Source organism: Dyadobacter sp. 22481 (assembly GCF_052044875.1).
Lineage (GTDB): Bacteria > Bacteroidota > Bacteroidia > Cytophagales > Spirosomataceae > Dyadobacter > Dyadobacter endophyticus.
The window spans coordinates 478,334-500,791 of the sequence record NZ_JBQENV010000002.1 but is presented as its reverse complement, the minus strand read 5'-3'; the positions used below and the strand labels follow the sequence as shown (position 1 = coordinate 500,791).

20 protein-coding genes are annotated in these 22,458 nt (G+C 48.3%); 7 read left to right on the top strand and 13 right to left on the bottom strand.

The features are described 5' to 3' along the window. Positions 1 to 63: 63 nt before the first annotated feature. Entirely contained in the window at positions 64 to 1,158 is a 1,095-nt protein-coding gene (locus ACTJJJ_RS12195; RefSeq protein WP_188934845.1) for a chorismate mutase, read from the bottom strand. A gap of 188 nt (positions 1,159 to 1,346) precedes the next feature. Here ACTJJJ_RS12195 and ACTJJJ_RS12190 point away from each other — a divergent pair, with 188 nt between their 5' ends. Beyond that, the gene (locus tag ACTJJJ_RS12190; protein ID WP_188934847.1) at positions 1,347 to 2,549 is read left to right on the top strand and encodes a proline dehydrogenase family protein; all 1,203 of its coding nucleotides are present in this window, start codon (positions 1,347 to 1,349) and stop codon (positions 2,547 to 2,549) included. Positions 2,550 to 2,600: 51 nt separating this feature from the next. Then, positions 2,601 to 3,365, top strand: coding sequence for a lipoprotein signal peptidase (locus ACTJJJ_RS12185; RefSeq protein ID WP_440701918.1), 765 nt, complete (start codon positions 2,601 to 2,603; stop codon positions 3,363 to 3,365). Between the two features lie 29 nt (positions 3,366 to 3,394). On the opposite strand, the gene ACTJJJ_RS12180 is transcribed toward ACTJJJ_RS12185, so the two are convergent. The 10 genes from ACTJJJ_RS12180 to ACTJJJ_RS12135 form a co-directional block, all read right to left on the bottom strand. Then, on the bottom strand, positions 3,395 to 4,996 hold the full coding sequence (locus tag ACTJJJ_RS12180) for a hypothetical protein (RefSeq protein ID WP_188934851.1): 1,602 nt from the start codon (positions 4,994 to 4,996) through the stop codon (positions 3,395 to 3,397). A 278-nt stretch (positions 4,997 to 5,274) separates the two neighbouring features. Then, positions 5,275 to 5,919, bottom strand: a complete 645-nt coding sequence (locus ACTJJJ_RS12175) for an OmpH family outer membrane protein (RefSeq protein WP_188934853.1) — start codon at positions 5,917 to 5,919, stop codon at positions 5,275 to 5,277. Positions 5,920 to 5,930: 11 nt separating this feature from the next. Further along, positions 5,931 to 6,584 carry an OmpH family outer membrane protein gene (locus ACTJJJ_RS12170; RefSeq protein WP_188934855.1) on the bottom strand — a complete coding sequence of 218 codons (654 nt, stop codon included), beginning with the start codon at positions 6,582 to 6,584 and terminating at the stop codon, positions 5,931 to 5,933. Between the two features lie 54 nt (positions 6,585 to 6,638). Next, on the bottom strand, positions 6,639 to 9,236 hold the full coding sequence (gene bamA, locus ACTJJJ_RS12165) for an outer membrane protein assembly factor BamA (RefSeq protein WP_440701917.1): 2,598 nt from the start codon (positions 9,234 to 9,236) through the stop codon (positions 6,639 to 6,641). Positions 9,237 to 9,242: 6 nt separating this feature from the next. After that, positions 9,243 to 9,995: an isoprenyl transferase gene (locus ACTJJJ_RS12160; RefSeq protein ID WP_188934859.1), complete on the bottom strand. Its 753-nt coding sequence runs from the start codon at positions 9,993 to 9,995 to the stop codon at positions 9,243 to 9,245. A 317-nt stretch (positions 9,996 to 10,312) separates the two neighbouring features. Then, positions 10,313 to 11,095, bottom strand: coding sequence for a LytR/AlgR family response regulator transcription factor (locus ACTJJJ_RS12155; RefSeq protein WP_188934861.1), 783 nt, complete (start codon positions 11,093 to 11,095; stop codon positions 10,313 to 10,315). After that, entirely contained in the window at positions 11,079 to 12,527 is a 1,449-nt protein-coding gene (locus ACTJJJ_RS12150) for a histidine kinase (protein WP_188934862.1), read from the bottom strand. Before ACTJJJ_RS12150 ends, ACTJJJ_RS12155 begins: the two co-directional genes overlap by 17 nt. A 24-nt stretch (positions 12,528 to 12,551) precedes the next feature. Continuing rightward, on the bottom strand, positions 12,552 to 13,208 hold the full coding sequence (locus ACTJJJ_RS12145; RefSeq protein ID WP_188934864.1) for a hypothetical protein: 657 nt from the start codon (positions 13,206 to 13,208) through the stop codon (positions 12,552 to 12,554). 35 nt (positions 13,209 to 13,243) lie between these two features. Further along, positions 13,244 to 15,403, bottom strand: coding sequence for a TonB-dependent receptor (locus tag ACTJJJ_RS12140; RefSeq protein WP_440701916.1), 2,160 nt, complete (start codon positions 15,401 to 15,403; stop codon positions 13,244 to 13,246). 130 nt (positions 15,404 to 15,533) lie between these two features. After that, on the bottom strand, positions 15,534 to 16,169 hold the full coding sequence (locus ACTJJJ_RS12135) for a 3-keto-disaccharide hydrolase (RefSeq protein WP_188934868.1): 636 nt from the start codon (positions 16,167 to 16,169) through the stop codon (positions 15,534 to 15,536). Between the two features lie 95 nt (positions 16,170 to 16,264). Between ACTJJJ_RS12135 and ACTJJJ_RS12130 the strand changes: the two genes are divergently transcribed. Further along, positions 16,265 to 16,783, top strand: a complete 519-nt coding sequence (locus ACTJJJ_RS12130) for a fasciclin domain-containing protein (RefSeq protein WP_440701915.1) — start codon at positions 16,265 to 16,267, stop codon at positions 16,781 to 16,783. 77 nt (positions 16,784 to 16,860) lie between these two features. Here ACTJJJ_RS12130 and ACTJJJ_RS12125 read toward each other — a convergent pair whose 3' ends face one another. Continuing rightward, on the bottom strand, positions 16,861 to 17,280 hold the full coding sequence (locus ACTJJJ_RS12125) for a nucleoside-diphosphate kinase (protein ID WP_188934872.1): 420 nt from the start codon (positions 17,278 to 17,280) through the stop codon (positions 16,861 to 16,863). A 205-nt stretch (positions 17,281 to 17,485) separates the two neighbouring features. Between ACTJJJ_RS12125 and ACTJJJ_RS12120 the strand changes: the two genes are divergently transcribed. The 4 genes from ACTJJJ_RS12120 (at position 17,486) to ACTJJJ_RS12105 (ending at position 21,108) form a co-directional block, all read left to right on the top strand. Further along, positions 17,486 to 18,520 (top strand): DHH family phosphoesterase, encoded by a 1,035-nt coding sequence (locus ACTJJJ_RS12120; RefSeq protein ID WP_426292780.1) that lies wholly within the window; start codon positions 17,486 to 17,488, stop codon positions 18,518 to 18,520. 47 nt (positions 18,521 to 18,567) lie between these two features. Further along, positions 18,568 to 19,479: an FKBP-type peptidyl-prolyl cis-trans isomerase gene (locus ACTJJJ_RS12115; RefSeq protein ID WP_188934876.1), complete on the top strand. Its 912-nt coding sequence runs from the start codon at positions 18,568 to 18,570 to the stop codon at positions 19,477 to 19,479. Between the two features lie 129 nt (positions 19,480 to 19,608). Further along, on the top strand, positions 19,609 to 20,184 hold the full coding sequence (gene rdgB / locus ACTJJJ_RS12110; RefSeq protein ID WP_440701914.1) for an RdgB/HAM1 family non-canonical purine NTP pyrophosphatase: 576 nt from the start codon (positions 19,609 to 19,611) through the stop codon (positions 20,182 to 20,184). Between the two features lie 30 nt (positions 20,185 to 20,214). After that, complete coding sequence (locus tag ACTJJJ_RS12105) at positions 20,215 to 21,108, top strand: polyphosphate kinase 2 family protein (protein WP_440701913.1); 894 nt, start codon at positions 20,215 to 20,217, stop codon at positions 21,106 to 21,108. Positions 21,109 to 21,174: 66 nt separating this feature from the next. On the opposite strand, the gene ACTJJJ_RS12100 is transcribed toward ACTJJJ_RS12105, so the two are convergent. Next, the gene (locus ACTJJJ_RS12100; RefSeq protein ID WP_188934881.1) at positions 21,175 to 22,128 is read right to left on the bottom strand and encodes a hypothetical protein; all 954 of its coding nucleotides are present in this window, start codon (positions 22,126 to 22,128) and stop codon (positions 21,175 to 21,177) included. Positions 22,129 to 22,458: the final 330 nt, after the last annotated feature.

Below are 22,458 nucleotides of genomic sequence, written 5' to 3'. Positions count from 1 at the left end.
AGCTACAAAAAGAAAAAGCCGCCCATTTCGGAGCGGCTTTTTCTTTTATGATCAATCCTGATCTTAGGCATTCACCTGGTTCATCACCTCGGTTTGCTTGCGGATCGACTCCATGTGAACGAGTTTGAACAATTCGTCCACCAGGTTTGGATACAGATTCATGCTTCTGCCCCAGCCAGCGCGTGTTTCCAATACTTCACGGAAACGGTCAACCTGGTAAGCGGCTACGTTGTTATCGCGTTTGTATTCGGCCAGTTTTTCAACCAGGGCCATGCGGTTTGCCAGTGTTTCGAGCAATTCGCGGTCGAGGTTGTCGATTTTGCCGCGGATAATTTCCAGTTGCGAGGCGTAATCGCTGCCGTAAGATTCTTTACGAACGTGCAGGTCGTGCAGCATTTGTCCCAATGCAGCAGGCGTAAGCTGTTGTGCAGCGTCAGACCATGCTTTGTCCGGATCGCGGTGCGATTCGATGATCAGACCATCGTAATGAAGGTCAAGCGCGCGCTGAGCGATTTCGTACAGGTAAGCACGCTTTCCAGCCATGTGGCTAGGGTCACCGATAACTGGCAACTGAGGGAAAATCGTTTTCAATTCGATCGCGATATTCCACATCGGGGAGTTACGGAACTTGTGCTCCTGTGCGTTCGAGAAACCGCGGTGGATTGCACCGAGCTTTTTCACGCCAGCCTGGTTCAGACGTTCCAGGGCCCCTACCCACAGTTGCAGGTCGGGGTTTACAGGGTTTTTAACCAATACAGGTACATCAATTCCTTTCAGGGCATCAGCAAGTTCCTGTACGTTGAATGGGTTCACGGTTGTACGTGCACCAACCCAAAGGATATCAACGCCGTATTTCAATGCCAGTTCGATATGCTGAGGCGTAGCAACTTCCACAGCCACAGGCAAACCTGTTTGCTGTTTCACCGCTTGCAACCATGGCAAAGCTGCCTCTCCCATGCCTTCAAAGCTGCCTGGACGAGTTCTCGGTTTCCACACCCCTGCACGGATTACGTGCGCAAATCCTTCCTCTTTGATCTGGGTTGCGGTTTCTAACATTTGTTCCTCGGTCTCTGCGCTGCAAGGCCCGGCGATTACCAAAGGCTTACCTTCGGTATTGATCCAACTGCTAAGCGGTAGGATATCTAAAGAAGCATTCATACTCAAAAACTTGTCCTTAATAAAAAATTGATAATTGTAATATTTTGATCCGGTATTATGCGTATTTCTTCGAATGCCCGTACATTTGACCCCACAAAAGTCAATCAACTTCTTAACTTGTATTACTTTCTTCCTGTGGTCAGATAATGAATTGTTAAACAGTTACTCAGGAAAAACGTACATCAAAAATGGCATATCCGTCCCCAAACGACCAAATACCTGTATTTTTTGAAGATACTTCCGTTGCCTTTGCATCCAAATCAGACGCTAAACTAAGGAAGACATACTGGTTATTCAGCCTTATGAATCAGGCTCGAGTCGTAAATTTAGGCACTTTTTTTATAAAGCTCGCGCTAAAACTCAACTTACCTATAAAAAATCTCATCCGGGTCACGATTTTTGAACAATTCTGTGGCGGTGAGACGATTAACGACTGTGACGCAACCATCACTTCCCTGCACCAGTCGGGTATCGGAACGATACTGGATTATTCCGTTGAAGGAGAAGATAAAGAAGCCAGTTTCGACGCAACTGCGGCCGAAATCCTCAAAACGATCGACAAAGCGACAGGCTCGGATACCATTCCTTTTTCAGTATTTAAAATTACCGGCGTGGCGTCATCCGACCTGCTCGAAAAGGTTCAGCGGAAAGACGAACTGTCGGATGAAGAAAAAGCGGCCTTCGAACGTGCACGTGAGCGGGTACAACGCCTATGTACACACGCGTACGAACATCAGGTGCGGATATTCATCGATGCCGAAGAAAGCTGGATACAGGGCGTGATCGACGACCTGGCTTATGAAATGATGCAGCAGTTCAACCGCGAGCGGCCCATTGTTTACAACACCTACCAGCTCTACCGCCACGAAACGCTTGAAGCCTTGAAAACCGCTTTCCTCGATGCACGCCAGAAAGGCTATTACATCGGAGGCAAGTTGGTGCGTGGCGCTTACATGGAAAAGGAAAGGCTCCGCGCTCGCGAGCAAGAGTATTTCAACCCTATTCACACATCCAAGGAGGCCACCGACGACGATTATAATCACGCGATCGACTTCTGCCTCGATCGCCTCGAACACATTTCGATCTGCCTTGGAACGCACAATGAGTACAGCTCTCAATATTGTGCCCTCAAAATGAAGAAGCTCGGCATTGAACGCAACGACGACCGCATCTGGTTCGCGCAGTTGCTCGGCATGAGCGACAATATCTCCTTCAACCTGGCAAAGGCCGGCTACAATGTGGCCAAATACGTCCCTTACGGCCCTATCGATGCCGTGTTGCCATATCTGATCCGCCGTGCCGAGGAGAACACCTCCATTGCGGGCCAGAGCAGCCGTGAGTTTTTGTTAGTTAAAAGTGAATTGAAGAGAAGAGGAATCGGTTCTTTATAAGTAAGTTATTACTTTCGCATTCCAAAATTTGTCCATTGTATTAAAAACCGAATGAACCAATCCAGAAACCCAACTCCCTACCTACTTCTTAGCGTACTCCTTATCGGAATTGATCAGGCTTCCAAATTACTGGTTCACGAATATATGCAACCCGGTTTTTCAGGACAGATCGCGCTGATCGGGGATTGGTTGAAATTGCATTATGTACTAAATCCCGGCATGGCTTTCGGCATGCAACTAGGGCACGAATACGGTAAACTATTCCTGACGTTGTTCCGCCTCGTCGCTATGGTAGCCATCGGCGGTTATATGATCCACCTGGCGCGTGCAGGAGCTTCCAAAGGCTTGCTTTGGGCATTGGCAATGATCCTCGCCGGAGCGGTCGGTAATGTGATCGACAGCACATTTTACGGTGTGCTGCTGGGCAATGCGCCCTACGGCTCACCAACGCCCTGGTTCCACGGGCAAGTAATCGATATGATCTTCGTGGACTTCTGGGAAGGTTTCATTCCCGACTGGGTACCCGTTTGGGGCGGGCAGTATTACTCCACACCGATCTTTAACATTGCCGATTCCTGTATTTTTCTAGGTGTCTGCAGCATTCTGATATTCCAGGGAAGTTTTCATGCCCACGGGCCTGACGAAGATAGCGTGAAGGAGGAAAGGGAGGAAGGAGAAAAGGAGGAAGGGGCCGGTGATTTTCAGGGGTCTGCTTCAACGGAAATTACCGCAGCTGAAAGTGATCCACGAAATGATATTCCGACACCTACCTCCACGGAGGAGGAAGAGGATGAAAATAAAAAAGAGAGCATTTAGCTCTCTTTTTTATTGGTAGTATCCTGGAATTAGTTCTCGTCTTTAGTGTACGGAACAAAGTCTTTAAAGGTCTTCTTAATTGCTACATCTGTCGCTTCTTTCTTATTCTCCCAGTTGGCATCCAGTTCCAATGCTACGAGGCCGCTGAGGTTCATCAACGCCTTGAATTCGTCGAGCTTTCTGATAAAGTCAGGCTGACGGCGGGCGGATTTCTGGCCCCATTCACGTGCGAACACGTCACCTTTATTTTGCAGCTCGTTCTTCTTCTGCATTACGTAGTTGAAACGGTCGAGCAAACCATTCACCGACTTCCCAATCACCTCTGTTGCCTCCAGCGTTCCGACCGTTGCGACGGTGGTACCACCAATGGTGGTAATGTAGCCTCGGGTCTGCTGGTCTTTTGTAGCAATTACCGGCGCCAAGCCCGTGGTGGCTCCCAGCGAGGCGTTTAACAGTGATCTGCTGCGCTTGCCTTTTTTAGCACGGGTATAAGCCCTTTTTAACTGGCCTTCCTTTTCGGTCATTTGCTCGATCAACCCCCACGCATTCACCAGCGAGCCCCGGTACAGGTTATACACGTAGGTGTCGCGCAAGCTTTCATCCACGGTATTCTTAATTACAAACTTGATCGTACGCTCCTTCTTGTTCTGAGCCTTATCAAGCACGTAAAAAATAATATTGAATGAGAGTGTGTCAAACGGATCTTTTACAAATTCATAGCCCGGCTCCCAAATGAACTCGTAGCTTGTTGGCGTATTTTTCACCAATGCACTCTGCGGGACATTTTTGTTTTCCGAGATAAAATTGAATGTTGTAATATCTTCCTCCCCGTTTGGGTCCGACAATGTGAATCGCAGGTTAATGCGGTTATTCTCCGCACTGCGGACAACTGTATTCTGGGGAATAATCGTAAAATCAGGCGCGAGGTCCATTTGGGTCACATCCAACTTCAGACGGCCTTTCGTACGTGCTTTCGAAGGTTGGTCTTCCACATAAAACTCCATGTACCGCGGCCCCTTTTTGAGGATAGCAAACTGCTGGCTCGACGGCTCCCAGGTAATCTCCCCTGCAGCGGACAATTTCATCCCTTCCGGCATTTCTTCCAGAATGGGAACGAACACGATCGGATCGCCGTCCTGATCCCGCACCGCACCCATATCGATCTTGTAAACATTCTGTGTTTTGTATTGAACATAGAACGGTTGCAACTCGTCGACCTGTGGTGGCCGGTTTACGTGGTTTACTTTAAAGACAATCTCGCGCGATGCAGTTTCACCGGCACTATTTTGTCCTTCAAAGACAACCGGAAATGATTTGGTAGTGTTGATCCGGTCGGCGATATCGAAACCGGGCGTCCACACGAAATGACCCGTAGAATCGAATTTCATATCCTTCACCAGGCCGCTAGCTACCGAATACCTTAGCGAATCGCTCTTCCCTCCTTTGGCCTGAAGGTGAAAATTAACCTCCTTTCCTTCATAAAGCACATTCCACTCCGCCTCCGCTGGGAACACAAGTTGTAACGGGCCCGTTGAGGTATTGTTTTTCATATTATCCTGCCCCTGCGCCCTCAGTACTACAAAAACGGGTATCAGAAGTATCAGTATTTTATGAATTCCTTTTGTTAGCATGACATCAAAAATATAATTAATTCCATGAGTGAAAGAACACTCTGATCTTAACGCAAAACTACTAAATCCTGTATAGAATGCTCTGTGATTAGTTGTAAAATTGAAATCCGCAAAAGCGCCTGCCCGCGGATTAAATCAGTTTGTACTTTTCAAATACAGCATTCTGGACGGGTTTATTAATAAAGCAAGCCGACCACCTTTCGATACTCAAAGCAAAAACCGGAGTGCAATCCTTTTTAAGACTGCGCTCCGGTTTTTAAAGTTCAATATTTACTTTATTATTTTTTCTTTGGGGCGGTTGCCGGAGTGGTAGCAGGAGCTGACGCAGGTTTCGCCGCTGGCGTTGTTGCTGCCGGTGCCGCTGCTTCTACTTTGTCGGGATCAACACCCAGTTTACGAAGAATCAGGTTTGTAGCATTGTTGTCTTCCGATGCTGCGAACAGGATGATAGGCGTTGTTCCCTGTCCTGCATCCATATTCAGGATAAAAAGGAAGCCGCTTTCTTTTCCTACTTCCTGGATTGCATTGTTAACTTTTGTCAGGATCGGTTCGAGCAATTGCTGCTGTTTCGTTTGCAGGGAAGTCTGTGCATTGTTACGCATTTCTTCGATGCGGGTCGAAAGGTTTTGAAGCTCTTTCTCTTTATCAGCGCGAATAACGTCGGTCATGCTCGGACCGTTCTTTTGGTATGCCTCGTACTTCTCCTGAGCCTCTTTGTAAGTTTCCCCGATAGCCTTGTCCAGCTGCGCTTTGGTAACTTCCAGCTGATTTTGCATCACTTTTGCTTCCGGCAATTTGCCGATTATGTAGTCGACATTCGTGTAACCTATTTTAGTAGGCCCGCCTGCCGGGGTAGTCTGGGCTAAGAGAGGGGTGGTGATTATGGTCATCACGACCAGAATTGCCATCAATTTTTGTTTCATTGCTCTGTTACTTATTTAAGTTTACTGGTTGTACTTTTTTGTTTCGGTGAGTTTTGCGCAGGTGCCCCTGGCTGCTGCTGGGCCGGCTGTTCTGTTTTACCGGCTTTGTCAGTGCCTCCTGTTTTGTCATTGCCTCCTGCTTTATTGGCTTTCGGGTCGATCCCTAGTTCCTCCATCACGTAGTCCGAATAATCGTGTTTCGGATTGGTGTAGAGCATGCCTATGTCGCTGGATTTATCGAACATAAAATCGAGCCTGCGCTGGCTGCAAACCTTAGTCACTGCTCGCTGTACTTTTTCAAGTACGGGCTTCATCAGTTCCTTTTTCTTCTGGAACATCACGCCCTCAACGCCGAATATCTTACTGTTGTATTCGCCTGCTTCAAGCTCCTTCTCCCTGATTTCACCCTGCCTCTTCCTTTTCAGCTCGTCGGTCAGCAAGATTTCCTCTGCCATGTAGGCACGCTGCATGCGGTCGACCTCGGCAAATTTGTCCCGGATTTCCTGCGACCACTTGTCAGTGAATTTCTTCATCTCTGCCTGAGCGGCCTGGTATTCGGGCATTTTACTGGTAATGAACTCCATGTCCGTATACCCGATCTTCTGGGCATATAGTGCTGAGCTGCATAGAATTGACAAAACTAGTAAAATAAAAATCTTCTTCATGCCAAGCTGCTAATATAATTTGCAAACCTCTTAACGAATGCCTCCCTCAGATTATTATCTGATTTGCTGGCCGATTGTAAAGTGGAACTGTGGTCCGCTCCGGGTGTTCTGCCCCTGGATTTTGTCGAATCCGTACCCCCAGTCGATACCAAGCAAACCGAACGCGGGCATGAAAATCCGCGCACCTACGCCCGCAGAACGTTTCAGATCAAACGGGTTGAATTCGCTGTAAGTGCCCCAGTTATTACCACCTTCGGCAAAACCGAGTATAAAGATCGTCGCCTGCGGGTTGAGCGAGACGGGGTACCGAAGTTCCATCACATATTTATTGTAAACAATACCTCCACCCGATGCAGGATAACCATTAGCAGCCAATGGCCCTACTTTCTGATCCTGGTAACCACGGAGACCTATGATGTCCTGGTCCGCGAGCGAGAAAGTACCCTGGCCTGCCAGACCCGAACCGCCAAGAATAAAGCGACCGAACGGGCTGTAACCTACCTTGTTTCCGTATGCACCCAGGAAACCCATATGGGCCCGCGTGCTCAACACCAGTTTTCCGACGATAGTCGCATAGTAGCTCGCATCGAACATCCATTTGTGGTATTCCACCCAGCGGTAAGTATCGGTTTTATCGGAGAAGGCTTTCTTTCTGAACACCGAGTAAGGTGGCGTGAAAGTCGCGCTCAATGAGATATTGCTACCACTTCTCGGGAATTGGAAATCACTCAATGTGTTCCGCGAGATCGTTGTGTTAAACGAAATGTTGTTCGAGACCCCTTTGCTGTAACCGATCCGGAAAATGTCAAGGCTGTCGAGACGGTAACGCTGGTATGATAGCGAGTGCGTCATTACGAGGTTACGATCCGGCTCTTTCAGACGGCGACCGAGTGAAAGCGTGATACCATTGTTGTAATATCCTCCGCGGTAGCTTACTCTTCCGCCACCTCCGCTCGTGTTATAACCATAATACGAGCTCAAATCCGTCATGCGGTAAACCGTGCGCTGAAACGAAACCCCGAAGTTGATCGGCTTTTTACCGCCCAACCAAGGCTCACTGAACGACAGCGAGTAGGTCTGGTACTGCTTACCGTTCGCCTGGAAGCGCAATGAAAGCTTTTGTCCGTCGCCGGAAGGCAATGGGCGCCATGTTTCTCGGTTCGGGATGTTTTTAATGGAGAAGTTATTAAAAACTAATCCAAGCGTTCCCACAAAACCGATATAACCGCCCCATCCACCTGAAAGTTCGATCTGGTCGGATGGTTTTTCTTCTACTGTATATTCGATATCCACCGTACCGTCGGCCTGGTTAGGGATCGGGTTGATCTGGATTTTTTCAGGGTCAAAATAACCCATTTGCGACAATTGGCGCTGGGTGTTGATGATCTCCGTCTTGCTGAATTTCTGGCCTGGCAGCGTAAATAGCTCGCGCAATACCACACGGTCGCTGGTTTTGGTGTTACCGTTCAGGAGAATGCGGTTGATCGTTGCCTGCTTGCCCTCGAACATGCGTAGCTCTACGTCGATAGAGTCGCCTTCAACAGCTCTCTCGGTCGGGTCGATGTGGAAATACAGGTAACCGTCATCCATATAAATTGAACTAACGTCCGATCCCGGAATACCGTTGATTTTCTTTTCAAGTTCCTCAGGATTGTACACATCGCCCTTCTTCACACCCAGGCGGTCGCTCAAGTACTGCGAGGGATACAGGTAGTTACCCGACCAGGTGATATTCCGGTAATAATATTTCTGACCTTCGTCGATCTTCATATCGATGCTGATCGTCTGGTCGCCGTTTATGATGGTATCGAACTGGATAGTCGCATCACGGTAACCGTTTTTACGGTAGTAGGCGATCAGCTTCTCCTTATCCTCGTCGTATTTCTTAGGAATGTATTTAGATGGGTTGAAAAGACGTCCGATGCGTCGCTGCTTGGTGCCTTTCATCTTACGTTTCAGCAACTGGTCGCTGATAGCCGTATTGCCTTCGATGTTGATTTTCTGGATCTTGACTTTTTTACCCTTCGTAATCGTGAAGTTCAAAGTAGCCTGACCACGCGTTGAATCGGGGATTTGGAGGACTTTTACTTTGGTATAGTAAAAGCCTTTATCCATATAATACTTCTTGATGACCAGCTGGGTGTTCTTAATGATCGTCGGCGTGATCACACGGCCTTTGATCAGCTTCACCTTGTCATTCAGCGTCTCGCGCTCGCCCTTACGGATACCCGAGAACGACACTTTGTAAAGTCTTGGACGTTCTTTAATGTGGATATTCAGCCAAACCTTCTCGCCTTCGATCTTGGTAGCCATGATTTCCACATCGTCGAGCGTTCCGAAGTCCATCATTTTCTTGATAGACGACGTTACCGCCGGCCCTGGAATACGGATTTTGTCACCCGGTTTCAGGCCGGAAATGGAGATCATCGAGTTAGGGTCGAGGAACTGGGTACCCGAAACGGTCACTTCTGCAATCGTGTATTCTTTGGGGTTGGCCGGATCGATGCCCAGATTGGTCGGGGCAGCGGTTGGTTTTGCGCCTCCCAGGCCTACACGCTGTGCCTGTACTGAAACACAGCAGCATAGCAGGATTAATGCAGAAAGGCCTTTGAGATGTGCTAATGATTTATTCAAATTTTTCACTGGGTTCATATAATTCTACTTAGCACCATTCGCTTTAATTTGTTCACCCGTTTTGCCGAAGCGTCTTTCGCGATTCTGATACGAAAGTATCGCCTCGTACAAATGCTCCCGGCGGAAGTCGGGCCAGAAAAGATCCTCATAAAAATACAGTTCAGAATAGGCCAGTTGCCAAAGCAGGAAGTTGCTGATCCTGTGGTCACCGCCCGTGCGCAGCATCAGGTCCACCTCGGGGCGGCTGCCCGTCGACAAGTTACCTGCTACTACTTCCTCATTAATTTCTTCGGGTAGCAAAATGCCGTTACGAACATCCTCGGCTATTTTGCGTGCTGCCTGGGTAATGTCCCACTTGCCACTGTAACCCAATGCCAAGATGAGATTCAGGCCCGTATTGTTGCGTGTCGCTTCGATTGCTTTTCCGAGCTGGTTCTGGCAGCTGCGTGGTAGGCTGCCCGTATCCCCGATCGTGTCGAGCTTCACATTGTTTTTCATCATGGTAGGCAGCTCGTTGCCTATCGATTGCACGAGCAGTTCCATCAGTGCCCTTACTTCAAATTCCGGGCGTGCCCAGTTTTCGGTTGAAAAAGCATACAACGTCAAGCAAGAAACCCCGAGCTCCGCACATCCTTCCGTCACTTCCCTCACTGCCTTGATCGCATTGCGGTGACCAAACACACGCGCTGCACCCTGGTTCTGGGCCCATCTTCCGTTACCGTCCATGATAACGGCGATGTGTTTTGGCAGATTGCCCGTATCAATGAGCTCCTTCATTACTCCCGACTCCTTTTAACCTTTTTTAACAAAACAAAAACAACATGATCGAAGCGCCTGCCATCGGGAATGATTTTCGGCCGCTCCGGGTTATTTCAGGAATCAGTTTGCCAGTAATCAAATACGCAGCAACCTGTCAATGTGTGCCGAAAACCTGCACAATTCATTCCTGCCTTCGCCCCTGGCCAATCAGAAAGCCCTGATCGACAACGCATTAACCTCCAAAATAACAATGGAAATTTAAACGAGGGCGCAATTTAGGAATAAGAATCAGGTCTACAAAATGAATATTCCGGTACAATCAGGGTGTAATTCGATTAATTATCAAGAAGATGGCGGATAGCGTCGCCATACGTACTGCCGCTGGTGACCTGAGAAGCCTTGCGATCGCGCATCACGATCACATACTTCCCGTTGAAGTGTTTCTGGATTTCCTTGATATGGTGGGAGTTGACAATTCCTGCCCGGCTCACGCGCAGGTAATGCGCGGGAAGCTTCTCTTCGAGCGAGGTGAGCGTGTAGTTGAGCAGGTATTTCTGCCCGTCGAGCGTATTCAGGAAAACGTATTTTTCCTCCGCTTCGAAATGCGTGATCTCCGTCAGCGGTATCAGCAGTATACGGTCGCCGGATTTGACCGACAACGAAAATATCTCCCTCTTAGGCTTCATTTCTTCCAGCAGCCTCAGCAGGTTTTCCGAATAGGGGTTGAAACCGCCCGAATGCCCATTACCCGCCTGGGTAATGTTCCTGATCTTTTCAATGGTTTTCAGCAGCCGATCGTTCTCCACCGGTTTCAGCAGGTAGTCCACCGAATTTTCTTCAAAAGCACGGATCGCGTACTGGTCATAGGCTGTCGAAAACACCACTAACGGCATTTTAGTAAGCTTGGAAAGCATTTCGAAGCCATTCAGCAGAGGCATTTCAATGTCGAGAAAAATAACGTCGGGCTGGTGTTTGTCGATTTCAACCAGTCCTTCGGCGCCGTTTTTGGCTTCTGACACGATGTCGAAAGTGTCGGTATACTTTTCGAGCAACCTCCTGAGGCGGCTCAACGCAAGCTGTTCGTCGTCGATCAGGATGGTTTTAAGCGGAAAATGCATGGTTGGATTGTTGATGTTGTTCAATAGCGGATTTCTGGATGGCAATATTAACCGATTTATGCGGTTGGTTGTGCAGTTCCAAACGGGCATGGTCGCCGTAGAGCAATTTCAGCTTGTCCTGAATACTGCGCATGCCGTAACCGGCACCGAGCGTATCTGAGAATGCCGGCCCATTGTCGTGCACGCACAAATGCAGCCATTGGTCCTTTTCATAAATCTTCACCACGATATTCCCCTGATCGGCCATCCGCGAAATGCCGTGCTTGATGGCATTCTCGACGATCGGTTGCAAAATAAATTTAGGCACGTAAAGACTTTTCAAAGATTCTTCCTCGACCTCCACCGTAAACCGCAACCGATCGCCAAACCGCACTTTCTCGACTTGCAGATAGGTTTCTACCATTTCCAGCTCATTTTCAATGGTATCAAAATAATCACTGGTTTTCCGCCCTGTGGTGTAGCGGAAGAGTTTGGAAAGCAGCAGCGTCATTTCCTCTGCTTTGTCGGGATTCTCGTGTACGAGGCTGGCAATGCTGTTCAGTGAGTTATATAAAAAATGTGGGTTAATGCGTGCCTGCAATGCATCCAGCTCGGCTCTCGTTTTCAGTTTTTCAAGATTTAATAATTGATATTCCTGATCTGAAATCTTGCGGGAAATTTGCCGGCCTTCGCGGCTCAGGAAGTAAAACACGTTCGCGATCGCGATGGGTGCCCATGAATACCAATACCAGGGGGCATTTTGCGAAGGCTCGGCCGGGTAATGCGCAATGTAATCGCTCACAATGTTGGTCGCAAAAAGCTGGTGCATCCCTACCGCCAACAGACTATCAAATAAAAAGACGACGACAGATAGGATGATATGCTTGGCCAGCAGGCTTTTGACAATCATATCCAGCCAGGTCGTAAGCCCCTGCGTGATCAGGATCGTGCATACGCCGGTCGCGATGTTGAGTATTACGAGGTACTTGTAGAAAGCCAGCCGGACCGGCTCTTCGGTAAACGACAGCTCCGCGGTGAAATACGCGATGGCATTAAAGCCATACAATATCACTGCGCCAAGAAATGCTGCCACCAGCGTGCCGATCCAACCCTGGTTCTGAATGATGGCGATCAGGCTGAAATCCTGCCATTTGAATGATTTTTCCTGTGACGTAAAACTGAAATTAGCCCCCTCTACCCTTGCCCCGCTAAGGTCCACGTCCGAAAGACTACTGAAACTCAGATCCGCATTCCGCAGATCGGAGTTACGGAAAGTCGTCCGGTCGAGGGCCGAGAAACGAAGTTTTGCATTGCGCAGATTGGCCCCGTCGAAGTTAATATCCTTCAAGCTCGAAAAGCTGAAATCTGCATTTTCCAGATCCATGTTACTGAAATCCCTTCCGTCCAGCGATGAGGCTGTCATGCGCAACGGCTTCGTCTTGTTATCGTCCATGCTAAAAAACCCTAAACGTTAATATCAGTTTGTCTGAGAAAGCATCCATTCGGTTTCCATTTTGCCCCAATCCGGGTGAATAGCGGTTTCCGGCTTGAAGGCGCCAAATTTTTGCTGTGCTTTTTCGAGCATCGGCTTCGCTACCTTTTTCCCGCCGCCATATTCCTCCGGTGTAAAGAACAGGCTCGAACCTTCGAGGTAATAAATTCGCGGGTTCTCGGCATTGATCGATTTCGCCGATTGCAAATAGCCCGAGAACTTCTCGCCATCCGCCTGCCAGCGGTTCATCGGATCGGCCGCAAGGTGTATTTGGGATTGATAAGCTTTCAAAACTTCCAGCTCGTCGTTCGGCTTGCCCGCAATGCCTTCCGCGTCTTTCAATAAGGCATTTGCTTTATCCAGATACTGGTCTTTTTCCGTCAGGGTTGGTGCTACGAACCCGAGAAGCACATTCGCGTAGGCCGCATAGTATTTCGGCAGCCATTCCTTGGGTTCTGCGGCGGCGATGCGCTCGAACCGATTGGCAATATCCACGAGGCTTTTCGGGTCGGGTTTCGAGCGGTCGATACCGTTCAATGCTTTAATGCCGTCGCCCATGGCCTGGGTATACTTTTCGTTCTGCGACCATGCGATGCTCGTGGCAAGCACAAACAGTAATCCGAATGTGAATAGCTTTTTCATTGTTTTGTCAGTTTTAAAATGCTGGTTGTTTAATTTTAAAATTCGTCTTTCTCCACTTTGGCCTTCCTGGAAAGCATGATCTGCATCCCTACGAAAAAGCTTCGGTAACTCTGCGGGCCCACGGCGTAGCGCGTCTGCCCGTCGGGCGTGTAGCGGTACGTGAATACATTGCGGGTATTAAGGATGTTGTCGACCGTGGCGTAGAATATCACCAGGTTCCCTTTGATGCTTTGCAGCTTGCTGGCCTGAATGCTCACATTATGTACCGACGGCGTGCGGTCTTTCAGGAATTCTTCATTATTGGGATTGTAGTAAGGCCGCCCGCTGGTGAATGCGTAAGTCGCGCTCAGGTTGGTTTTGGCCTTTTCGAACCATTTTTTGGTAATGAGACTGATATTATGGTTCGAAATAAAGGTAGGCGTGGCGGATTGGGCATATTGCTGAAAGAGCCTTTTTGAATCCACAAAACTGTAAGTAACCCAGTAATCGAGGTTCTTGATGGATTTCTGGTCGCGCCAGAAGAAGTCGAAGCCGCGCGCATAACCGTCGCCGCCATTGTTGGTCGCGCCCCAGGGGAAGCGGTATGGATCGGCGTCGTATTTTTGGCCGGTAAATTCGCGGACGAGCTGCGCGTAATTTTTATAAAATGTCTCTACCCGGAACGTGCGCTGGTTTTTGATAATCTGGTAATTGAGGATCAAATGGTCGGCGCGCTCGTATTGGAGGGATTTATTTAAATACAAATAGCGGTAATCGGGGTTTTGATAGAACTGCCCTGCGGCTAGGGAAATCTGGCTGTACCGGCCGGTTTTGTAGGCGAATGACAGCCTGGGAGCAATATTGGCCCGGCCGATGATCGAAGAATATTCGCTCCGTACGCCGATCCTTCCAGCCAATACACGGGTAATATAAATCTCCGACTCCACGAATGCGGCGGTATAGCGGTCTTTCAATCGGTAAAGCTGGCCTCCTGCGCCATTACCGAGATTAATGGCATGCGCCTCGGCTCCAAAGAGTATGGTATTGTTTCCCGTAAGCAGGCGTGTGAGCACAACGCGTGCCTGCGTACGCTCGTCGAAACGGTCGAAATTGGCGCCGTCATAGGTCATATTGTCCTTGTTGCGGCTATATGAAATGCCGGAATTCAACGTCCAGCGGCCGTCGGCCCAGGAGTCGGTGTAGGTGCTCGTGGTGAATGCATTGTTGTTTTTTAAAACCAGGCGCATTTTGCCGGTATCCGAGGACGGGTCGTTGCTATTCATGCTCAGATGACTGTCGGAATACATGCCGTAGACTTTGAGCACACCATTTTTGGTCGGCTTCCAGCGGTAGGTCAGTGAAGAGCCTTTGAATTCCGGCACGTGGATCCATTCCACATTTTGTTTTACCAGCTTAAACAACGGCCGCAAATTGCCATAATACACCACCGCGGACACCGATTGATTTTTATTGGCATAATCATAATTCAAACCCGCATTCGCCAGGTTCAAACTAATACCCAACCCATTATTGCTAACCTTGTCGGTCGTATTCAGTAACAAAACCGACGACAATGCCTGCCCGTACTGGGCCGAATAGCCGCCGGTACTGAACGAAGTACCTTTAAACATAAACGGATTGAACCGCCCCCGCGACTGCACGTCGGGTAACGAGCTAAAAAACGGGTTCTGGACGATCATCCCGTCGATCACGATCTTCGTCTCCTGACCGGAGCCGCCGCGGACGAATAGCCCCTCCTGCTCCCCTACCCGCTGTGCACCCGGCAAAAATTGCATGGCGCCGGTAATATCCGCCGCTGCGCCCGCCGTAGTTACAATATCCAGCGGTTTCAGCATAGCCATTCTCTTCTCGTCCGACGCCTCAAATGCGCCCGCGGTAATCACCACGGTATTCAGTTCGTTGGCCAGCTCTTCAAGTTTAATGGACATTGCGGGAATACTTTCTTTCAGATTAATCTTCTTCTCAAAAACCTCGAACCCGACATAGCTCGCAGCGATCGTTGCCGTGTCGGACTCCGACGTCTGGAATGCAAAAACGCCGTTCGCATCGGTCGTTCCGCCGTCGTAGGTGCCTTTAAGGAACACATTCGCACCGGGCAATGCATTTCCCCTCTGGTCGGTCACCTTGCCCTGGATGCTCTTTTGGGCAAAAACCGTCGGGGTAACGAATAGTAACAGACAATAAAAAAGCTTCATGGCTAATAGATTATGTGTAACTGCTGACACAAATCTATTGGCCATGAAGCCGTTTGGTAAGTGATTTCCGACGAAGTGCCGGTTTCAGCGGGATGAATATGCCCGCTGACGGAATGAAAAACCGCCGGTTTTAGAGCTCTTCGAGCAGGATATCCTTCCAGCGCACCTTGATACCGCCGCCGTCGTGGATCTGCAATGCGATAGAGCCTTCGCCCGCACCGATTTTAGCGTCGGTAAGGTCTACCATTTCGTGGCCGTTGAGCCAGGTTTGGGTGCGGTCGCCTTCCGCGCGGATGCGCAGCGTGTTCCATTCACCCATTTTCAGGAAACCTTCTTTTTCGTCGGGGATCTGTACGAGCCAGTTGCGGCCGTACGACTCATAAATACCGCCCGTGTCGTGGTTTGGCGGCGCCACTTCTACCTGCCAGCCCGAAACTTTGGTACCGGTTACCGTCGAGCGGAAGAATACGCCGCTGTTACCATTCGCCTCTTGCCTGAATTTGAGGGACAGGTCGAAGTTCTTGTAAAACTTGTCGGTAGTGAGGTAGCCGTACTTCTTGTCGGGGCCGCTTTCACAGATGAGTTCGCCGCCATCGACATACCATTTCTCGGTACCGTGGACGGTCCAGCCTTTGAGGTCTTTCCCGTTGAATAATTTTACAGGCTTCTTCAATGGATCGGCAGATGGGCCTTTCAGCGCGAAAAACGCCGAGTTAAGCATCAGAACGGCTGCTCCGGCGACGATCAATCGTCTCAATTTTAGCATGGTTATTATGGGATTAGGATTAAAAATTTATGGTTACAAATTCTATCAAACTACATTTTACATTAGTTTTACAAAAATTAACCACTTGGAAAGCTATGAAAAAAAACCGTTTTGGGGGGCGTTGGGCAGCATTTTTTTTGGCAGCAGGGCTATTTTCAACGATTTTGATTTCTTGTAAGGAAGACGAAGCCGATAAGGTAAAACAAAGGGCAATGACGGATATCATTCTTGAAACTCCCGAGTTCAGTATGTTAAAAGATGTGATGTTGTATGCGGAAATGAGTGACGCGTTCAGAACACAAAACGTGACCTTCTTTGCTCCCGATAACGACGCTTTCCGAAAGGCCAATATTTTGAGCTCGTCAGCGATTACCAGCATGGAGAAGGATTCTGTGAAAACGTTTCTGAAAAATCATATGATTGCCGGACCTATCACTTACTCAGGATTTACGAAGTCTGAGACAAAAGAAGCCATAACCAAACGAAAGATCAGCATTGAGGTAGAGAGTAACGTTGTAACGGTCAATAAATCCGACATTGTGAAAAAGGATGTTTTTGCGTCCAATGGGATGATCCAGGTGATCGATAGTGTGATCGTGAATGTGAAAAAATAGCAACATTTGTTTTAGTCTATAAAATAAGAACCCCGAAGCTCAGGCTCCGGGGTTCTTATTTTTATAAGCTAATCTTCTCAGAACTGCTCAATATGCGAGAAGAAGAAGTTTCCTTCGATTTCAGCATTTTCGTCTGAATCCGACCCGTGGATCGCATTCGCTTCGATTGATTTTGCATACAACTTGCGGATCGTGCCTTCCTCTGCATTGGCAGGGTTGGTAGCACCGATCAGAGTCCGGAAATCAGCCACCGCGTTCTCTTTTTCGAGGATCATCGGGACGATCGCTCCGGATGACATATACTTGCAAAGATCATTATAGAAAGGACGCTCTTTGTGCACTGCGTAGAATTCTCCCGCACGCTCGGGAGTAAGTAAGGTTTTTTTCAGGGCCACAATCCGGAATCCTGCTGCTTCGATCATTTTGATGATTGAACCTGAATGACCATCCTGCACAGCATCAGGCTTGATCATGGTAAATGTCTTATTTGTTGGCATACGTACTTGGCTAAGTTGATTTTGGGTGCAAAGCTACTATTTTTCAGCCTATATCCCCGAACCTTTCGTCCGTAAACGCCCGTCTTATATTAAATCACCGCCTGATTGCCAGCCTTTACCGGGCATAATGAAGCAAATCCCAACAGTTTTGTTAATTTTGTGGGCTCTAAGCAAACAGGAAATACCTCTTTTGAACTAAGTAACTGTGAATCAAATCATTGGAGAGCTTCGCTCTTTTTTATCCCAACCCCAAAAAATTGTTATCACAACGCACCGTGACCCGGATGCCGATGCATTGGGTTCGTCCCTGGGTTGGGCCAGTTATTTGCTCAAAAAAGGACATGAAGTGACAGTTATCAGCCCTACCGACTATGCTGCGAACCTTCGCTGGCTTTCGGGCATGGAAAATGTGCTGGTATATGAGAAGGCTTCCGAGCAAGGAAAGTGCAAAAAAAAGATCGAGCAGGCGACATTGATCTGCTGTCTTGATTTTTCTGCATTATCACGTTTGAAGGACCTCGGAAAAGTGGTTCAGGATGCGGCCGCACCAAAAATGATGATCGACCACCACCTCGAACCCGAACAGTTTGCGAAATGGATGGTTTGGGATACCAAAGCTGCGGCTACGGCACAGCTGGTGTACGAGCTTGTGAAAGAAATGGAAGGCGGCTTGCCTGCCGAACAGCTCTTCGATATTCCGATGGCCGAATGCCTCTACGCCGGCATTATGACCGACACCGGCTCGTTCAGGCACGGTAATGTAACACCCGCGGTGCATCTAGCGGTAGCCGACTTAATGCGCACAGGCTTCGATTCGAGCCGCGTCCACCGGCTGATCTACGACAATGCGCCGCTTTCGCGCCTGCAGTTCCTGGGTTATGTGCTTTCTCAGAAACTCGTTGTATTACCCGAGTTCCGCACGGCATATATGGTGCTTACCGAGGCAGAACTGCAAAAATTCAACTCGTCATCCGGCGAAACGGAAGGCATCGTGAATTATGGCTTGCAGGTCGAAAATGTAGTGATGTCGGCCATGTTCATCGAACGAAAAGGAGAGGTTAAAATCTCATTCCGGTCGGTGGGCACATTCTCGGTGAGAGACCTGGCCAGTACCCATTTCAGCGGTGGCGGACATAAGAATGCATCGGGAGGCCGGTCCGAACAATCAGTAAATGAAACGGTTGCAAGATTTCTAAGCATACTTCCCTCATACCAGGAAGAACTCTTGAGCGTTGACTAAACTTAAATTCTAACTTCACTAAAATATCTTCTAATTAACACGTCCCAATGAATTTAAAAACAATCGGTTATGCGATGGGCATAACTATTCTCGCAGCCGCTTGCAATCAACATCGTCAGCAGGTTACCGAAAGCGGTCTTAAATACACGCTTTTCGATCACGAAGACGATGCGAGGAAAGCCAAACTAGGGGATATCATGACATTCCACCTGGTGTTGAAGAATGGAACCGACTCTACGCTCCGCGATACATATAAAGAGAAAAATCCGGTTAAAATGGTATTGCAGGCGCCTCCTTACAAAGGCAGTTTCGAAGAAGGCCTTACCCTGCTCGCAACTGGCGACAGCGCCAAGTTCCAGGTGAATGCCGATACTTTGTTCGCGAAAATCGGTCAGCCGATGCCGCCGATGATCAAAAAAGGTTCCGAACTGACATTCACCGTGAAGGTGATCAGCGTATTGACTTCGGAGGAATTCCAGAAGCAACAGGCTGAGGCTGGTAAGAAGCAAAAGGACATCGACGCCAAGGTGATTGAAGAATACCTGGTTAAGAACAACCTGAAAGCAAAAGCCAGAAAAACGGCTTCCGGCCTTGTTTACGTACCGCAAACGGAAGGTACAGGCGAAAGCCCTGCGGCCGGCGATAATGTGAAAGTACATTACACAGGCAAGTTCCTCGACGGTAAAGAATTCGACAGCTCTAAAAACCAGGGCAAACCACTCGACCTGCAGGTGGGCGCCGGAATGGTGATCGCAGGCTGGGACGAAGGGATTACCCTGATGAAAAAAGGCGAAAAAGGTTTGCTGCTGATCCCTTCGGGACTTGCTTACGGGCCCGAAACGTACGGACCAATCCCTGGCAACTCCGTATTGCAGTTTGAAATGGAACTACTCGACTTTACAAAAGGCACTAAGCCAGCGGCTGGCCCTGCGCTTCCTACTCCTGCTCCTGCGAAATAGTTGAACTAAATATTAAATGCCACGAAGGCACGAATTATCACGAAACATATTCGTGCATAATTCGTGCCTTCGTGGCATTTAACCCTACCCATTTTTTGCGTAAAATGCATTTCAATCATGTGACTATCTATGAAACTTTGCTTTGCAACAAACAACCAGAACAAACTCAAAGAAATACAAGCCTTACTTGGCAACAGGTTCGAGCTAGTGACATTGTCGGACATCGGCTGTTTTGAAGAAATACCCGAGCCGTATGAGACCATTCAGGAGAATGCTAAGGCCAAATCCAGCTATGTCCGCGAAAAATATGGCATCGACTGTTTTGCAGACGACAGCGGCCTCGTCGTTCCTTCACTGAATGGCGAACCGGGGGTGCATTCGGCCTATTATGCCGGCCCGCAACGCAGCCATGACGATAATATCAATCTGCTGTTGAATAAGCTATCCGGCGAAAAGGATCGCAGTGCCTACTTCCTCACAGTGATTTCACTAAGCCTTGGAAATGAATACTATGCATTTGAGGGCCGCGCTCAGGGAACGATTATCCATGAGAAACGCGGTACCGGCGGCTTTGGGTATGATCCGGTGTTTATTCCGGACGGGCAAAACCGCACTTTTGCGGAAATGACCCTGGCGGAAAAATCCCAGATAAGCCATCGTTCCATTGCTTTTGCCGCGCTGGTTGATTTCCTCGATCAGCATTGACCTTTTTAATTCACATTAAATCGTACGGACATGTCGGACTTTAACTCGGATGATTATCGCTACGACGGTAGCAAGAAATTTGACATTAGTAAGGCTAAAACGAAGTTCAAAGATATTTACGCCGACAAGGCCGAGTACGAGGCCATGCAGGAAGAATCGGCCAAAGAGCTCGACGAGTTGCAGAGCATGATGTACGCGCACAACCGGTACGGCCTCCTGGTGATTTTCCAGGCAATGGACGCTGCCGGCAAAGACGGGACCATCAAGCACGTACTTTCGGGAGTTAATCCTGTAGGTGTGAAAATCCATTCATTTAAGAGGCCGACAGAAACCGAACTGGGCCACGATTTTCTCTGGCGGACAAATCAGGTGTTGCCTCAGCGCGGTACTATCACGATTTTCAACCGCAGTTATTATGAAGAAGTACTGGTAGTAAAAGTGCAGCCCGAAATCCTGACGCAATCGCAACGCTTACCTGTGGAGTTGACGGAGGATCTGGATAAGCTTTGGAAACACCGCTATTCCGATATCCGCAACCTGGAAAAATACCTTTTCCGTAATGGTATCCGTGTAATCAAATTCTTCCTCAATGTTTCAAAAGAGGAACAGGCAGAGCGGCTCATCGAGCGTATTCAAGACCCATCCAAAAACTGGAAATTTGAGGAGCAGGATGTGAAAGTTCGCGACCAATGGGCTGAATATATGCAGGCTTACGAGGATGCGATCAATGAGACGGCTACCAATAAAGCGCCTTGGTATGTAATCCCTGCCGATGATAAAAAGAATCTCCGCCTGACCGTCGCGAAAATCGTCGCCGAGGAGTTGAAAAAGATGAAAATGACCTACCCCGAATCCGGTCCGCAACGGACCGAGGAGCTACGCCATTTCATCGACATTATCAATGCGCAAACGAATAAGCCGTAATCAAAAAGAAAGGCCGCTGATCGTTGATCAGCGGCCTTATAGCTATGCATGGTGTGAAGTTATATCTTACTTTTTGATGGTGAAATTACCGCCACCAATTTTATATCCTTCCGCATACAGCTCCACATTGTATTTTCCTGGGCGGAACTTGTTAGCATTATCGTACAACATCTCCACTTTCTGGTTGTTGTTCTGATAAGCAATCGACTCGCGGGTTGTAAATTTAGATGGTGCGCCATCGATTTCAAACTCACCTGAGCCAGTAGCATCGTCGGCTACAACCGCTCCGTCGGGATCAAGTACCCGCACATAAATATCTTTGGGCTCCTGGGCAGTCAACTCGTTTTCGGGAAGATTGAAAACCAGTTTCAGCTTGTCAACGCGGCTCGCTTTGTATTCCTCGCGTTCTTTGGTTTTACCCCTTGAATTAACAGTCAGCACTTTCAAATTCTGTGCTTTCAGGGACGCTGCTTTGCTCACTTTCGCGCTCAACTCTTTGTTAGCCGCAGTAAAAGTGGTTACAGAGTCGGTCAGTTCAGCCTGGCGTTGTACCAATCGCTCACGTTCGCTGGTAAGCGTTCCTACATGTGTGTGCAGGGAATCGTTGCTTGCTACCAGGTGCTCATTCTCAGCTTTCAACTGTGCGATCATCTCGTCCTTTTCTGTCAGGAATTTCTCGTATTCCTTGATCTTTCCGAGATATTTGTTGGTTTCCACTCTTCTGCTGCGACTGAATGCTACCTTGTCAGCTTCGAGTTTCTCTTTCATCTTGGTCAGCTCAGTAACATCACCGCCCAATTTTTCAACTTCCGCAATTTTGGCGTCCAATACGGTCGAAATAGAGTCCAGTTTAGTTTTGGTCACAGCCAACTCTCTTGCTTTTTCGACTACCATCGACTCCTGCTGGGTCAACTCTTGTTTCTGAGTTGTGAACAAGTAGCCGAACATGGCTGTTGCTAGCCCCAAGACAACTACCATTGCCCAGGCTATGCTTTGCTTATTTTTCTGTTCTTGTTGCATTGATATTAAGTTTTACTTGTGTGATTTAGTTTTCCATGAGACAGGTTAAAAATCATATCCGGGTCTACATGCAGTTCTGATATCACATCAAACAATTCTGTGCCGCTCAATGCCTACGGCTCAAAATGGCCAAGTTAACAAAATCGTTAAATGCACCTGAAATGCAAAAAAGAGCCTCATTATCATAAATTTGGCCCTTTTTAATTAACATTTTTTGAATCTGAAAATTCCTACAAACCGTTGGCTATCTAAAACTTGCAATTGGAAAATTGGGTAATGTTGCCACAAAATATGGTGTAGAGGTACATAGAAAATAATGCAATAAGCCCG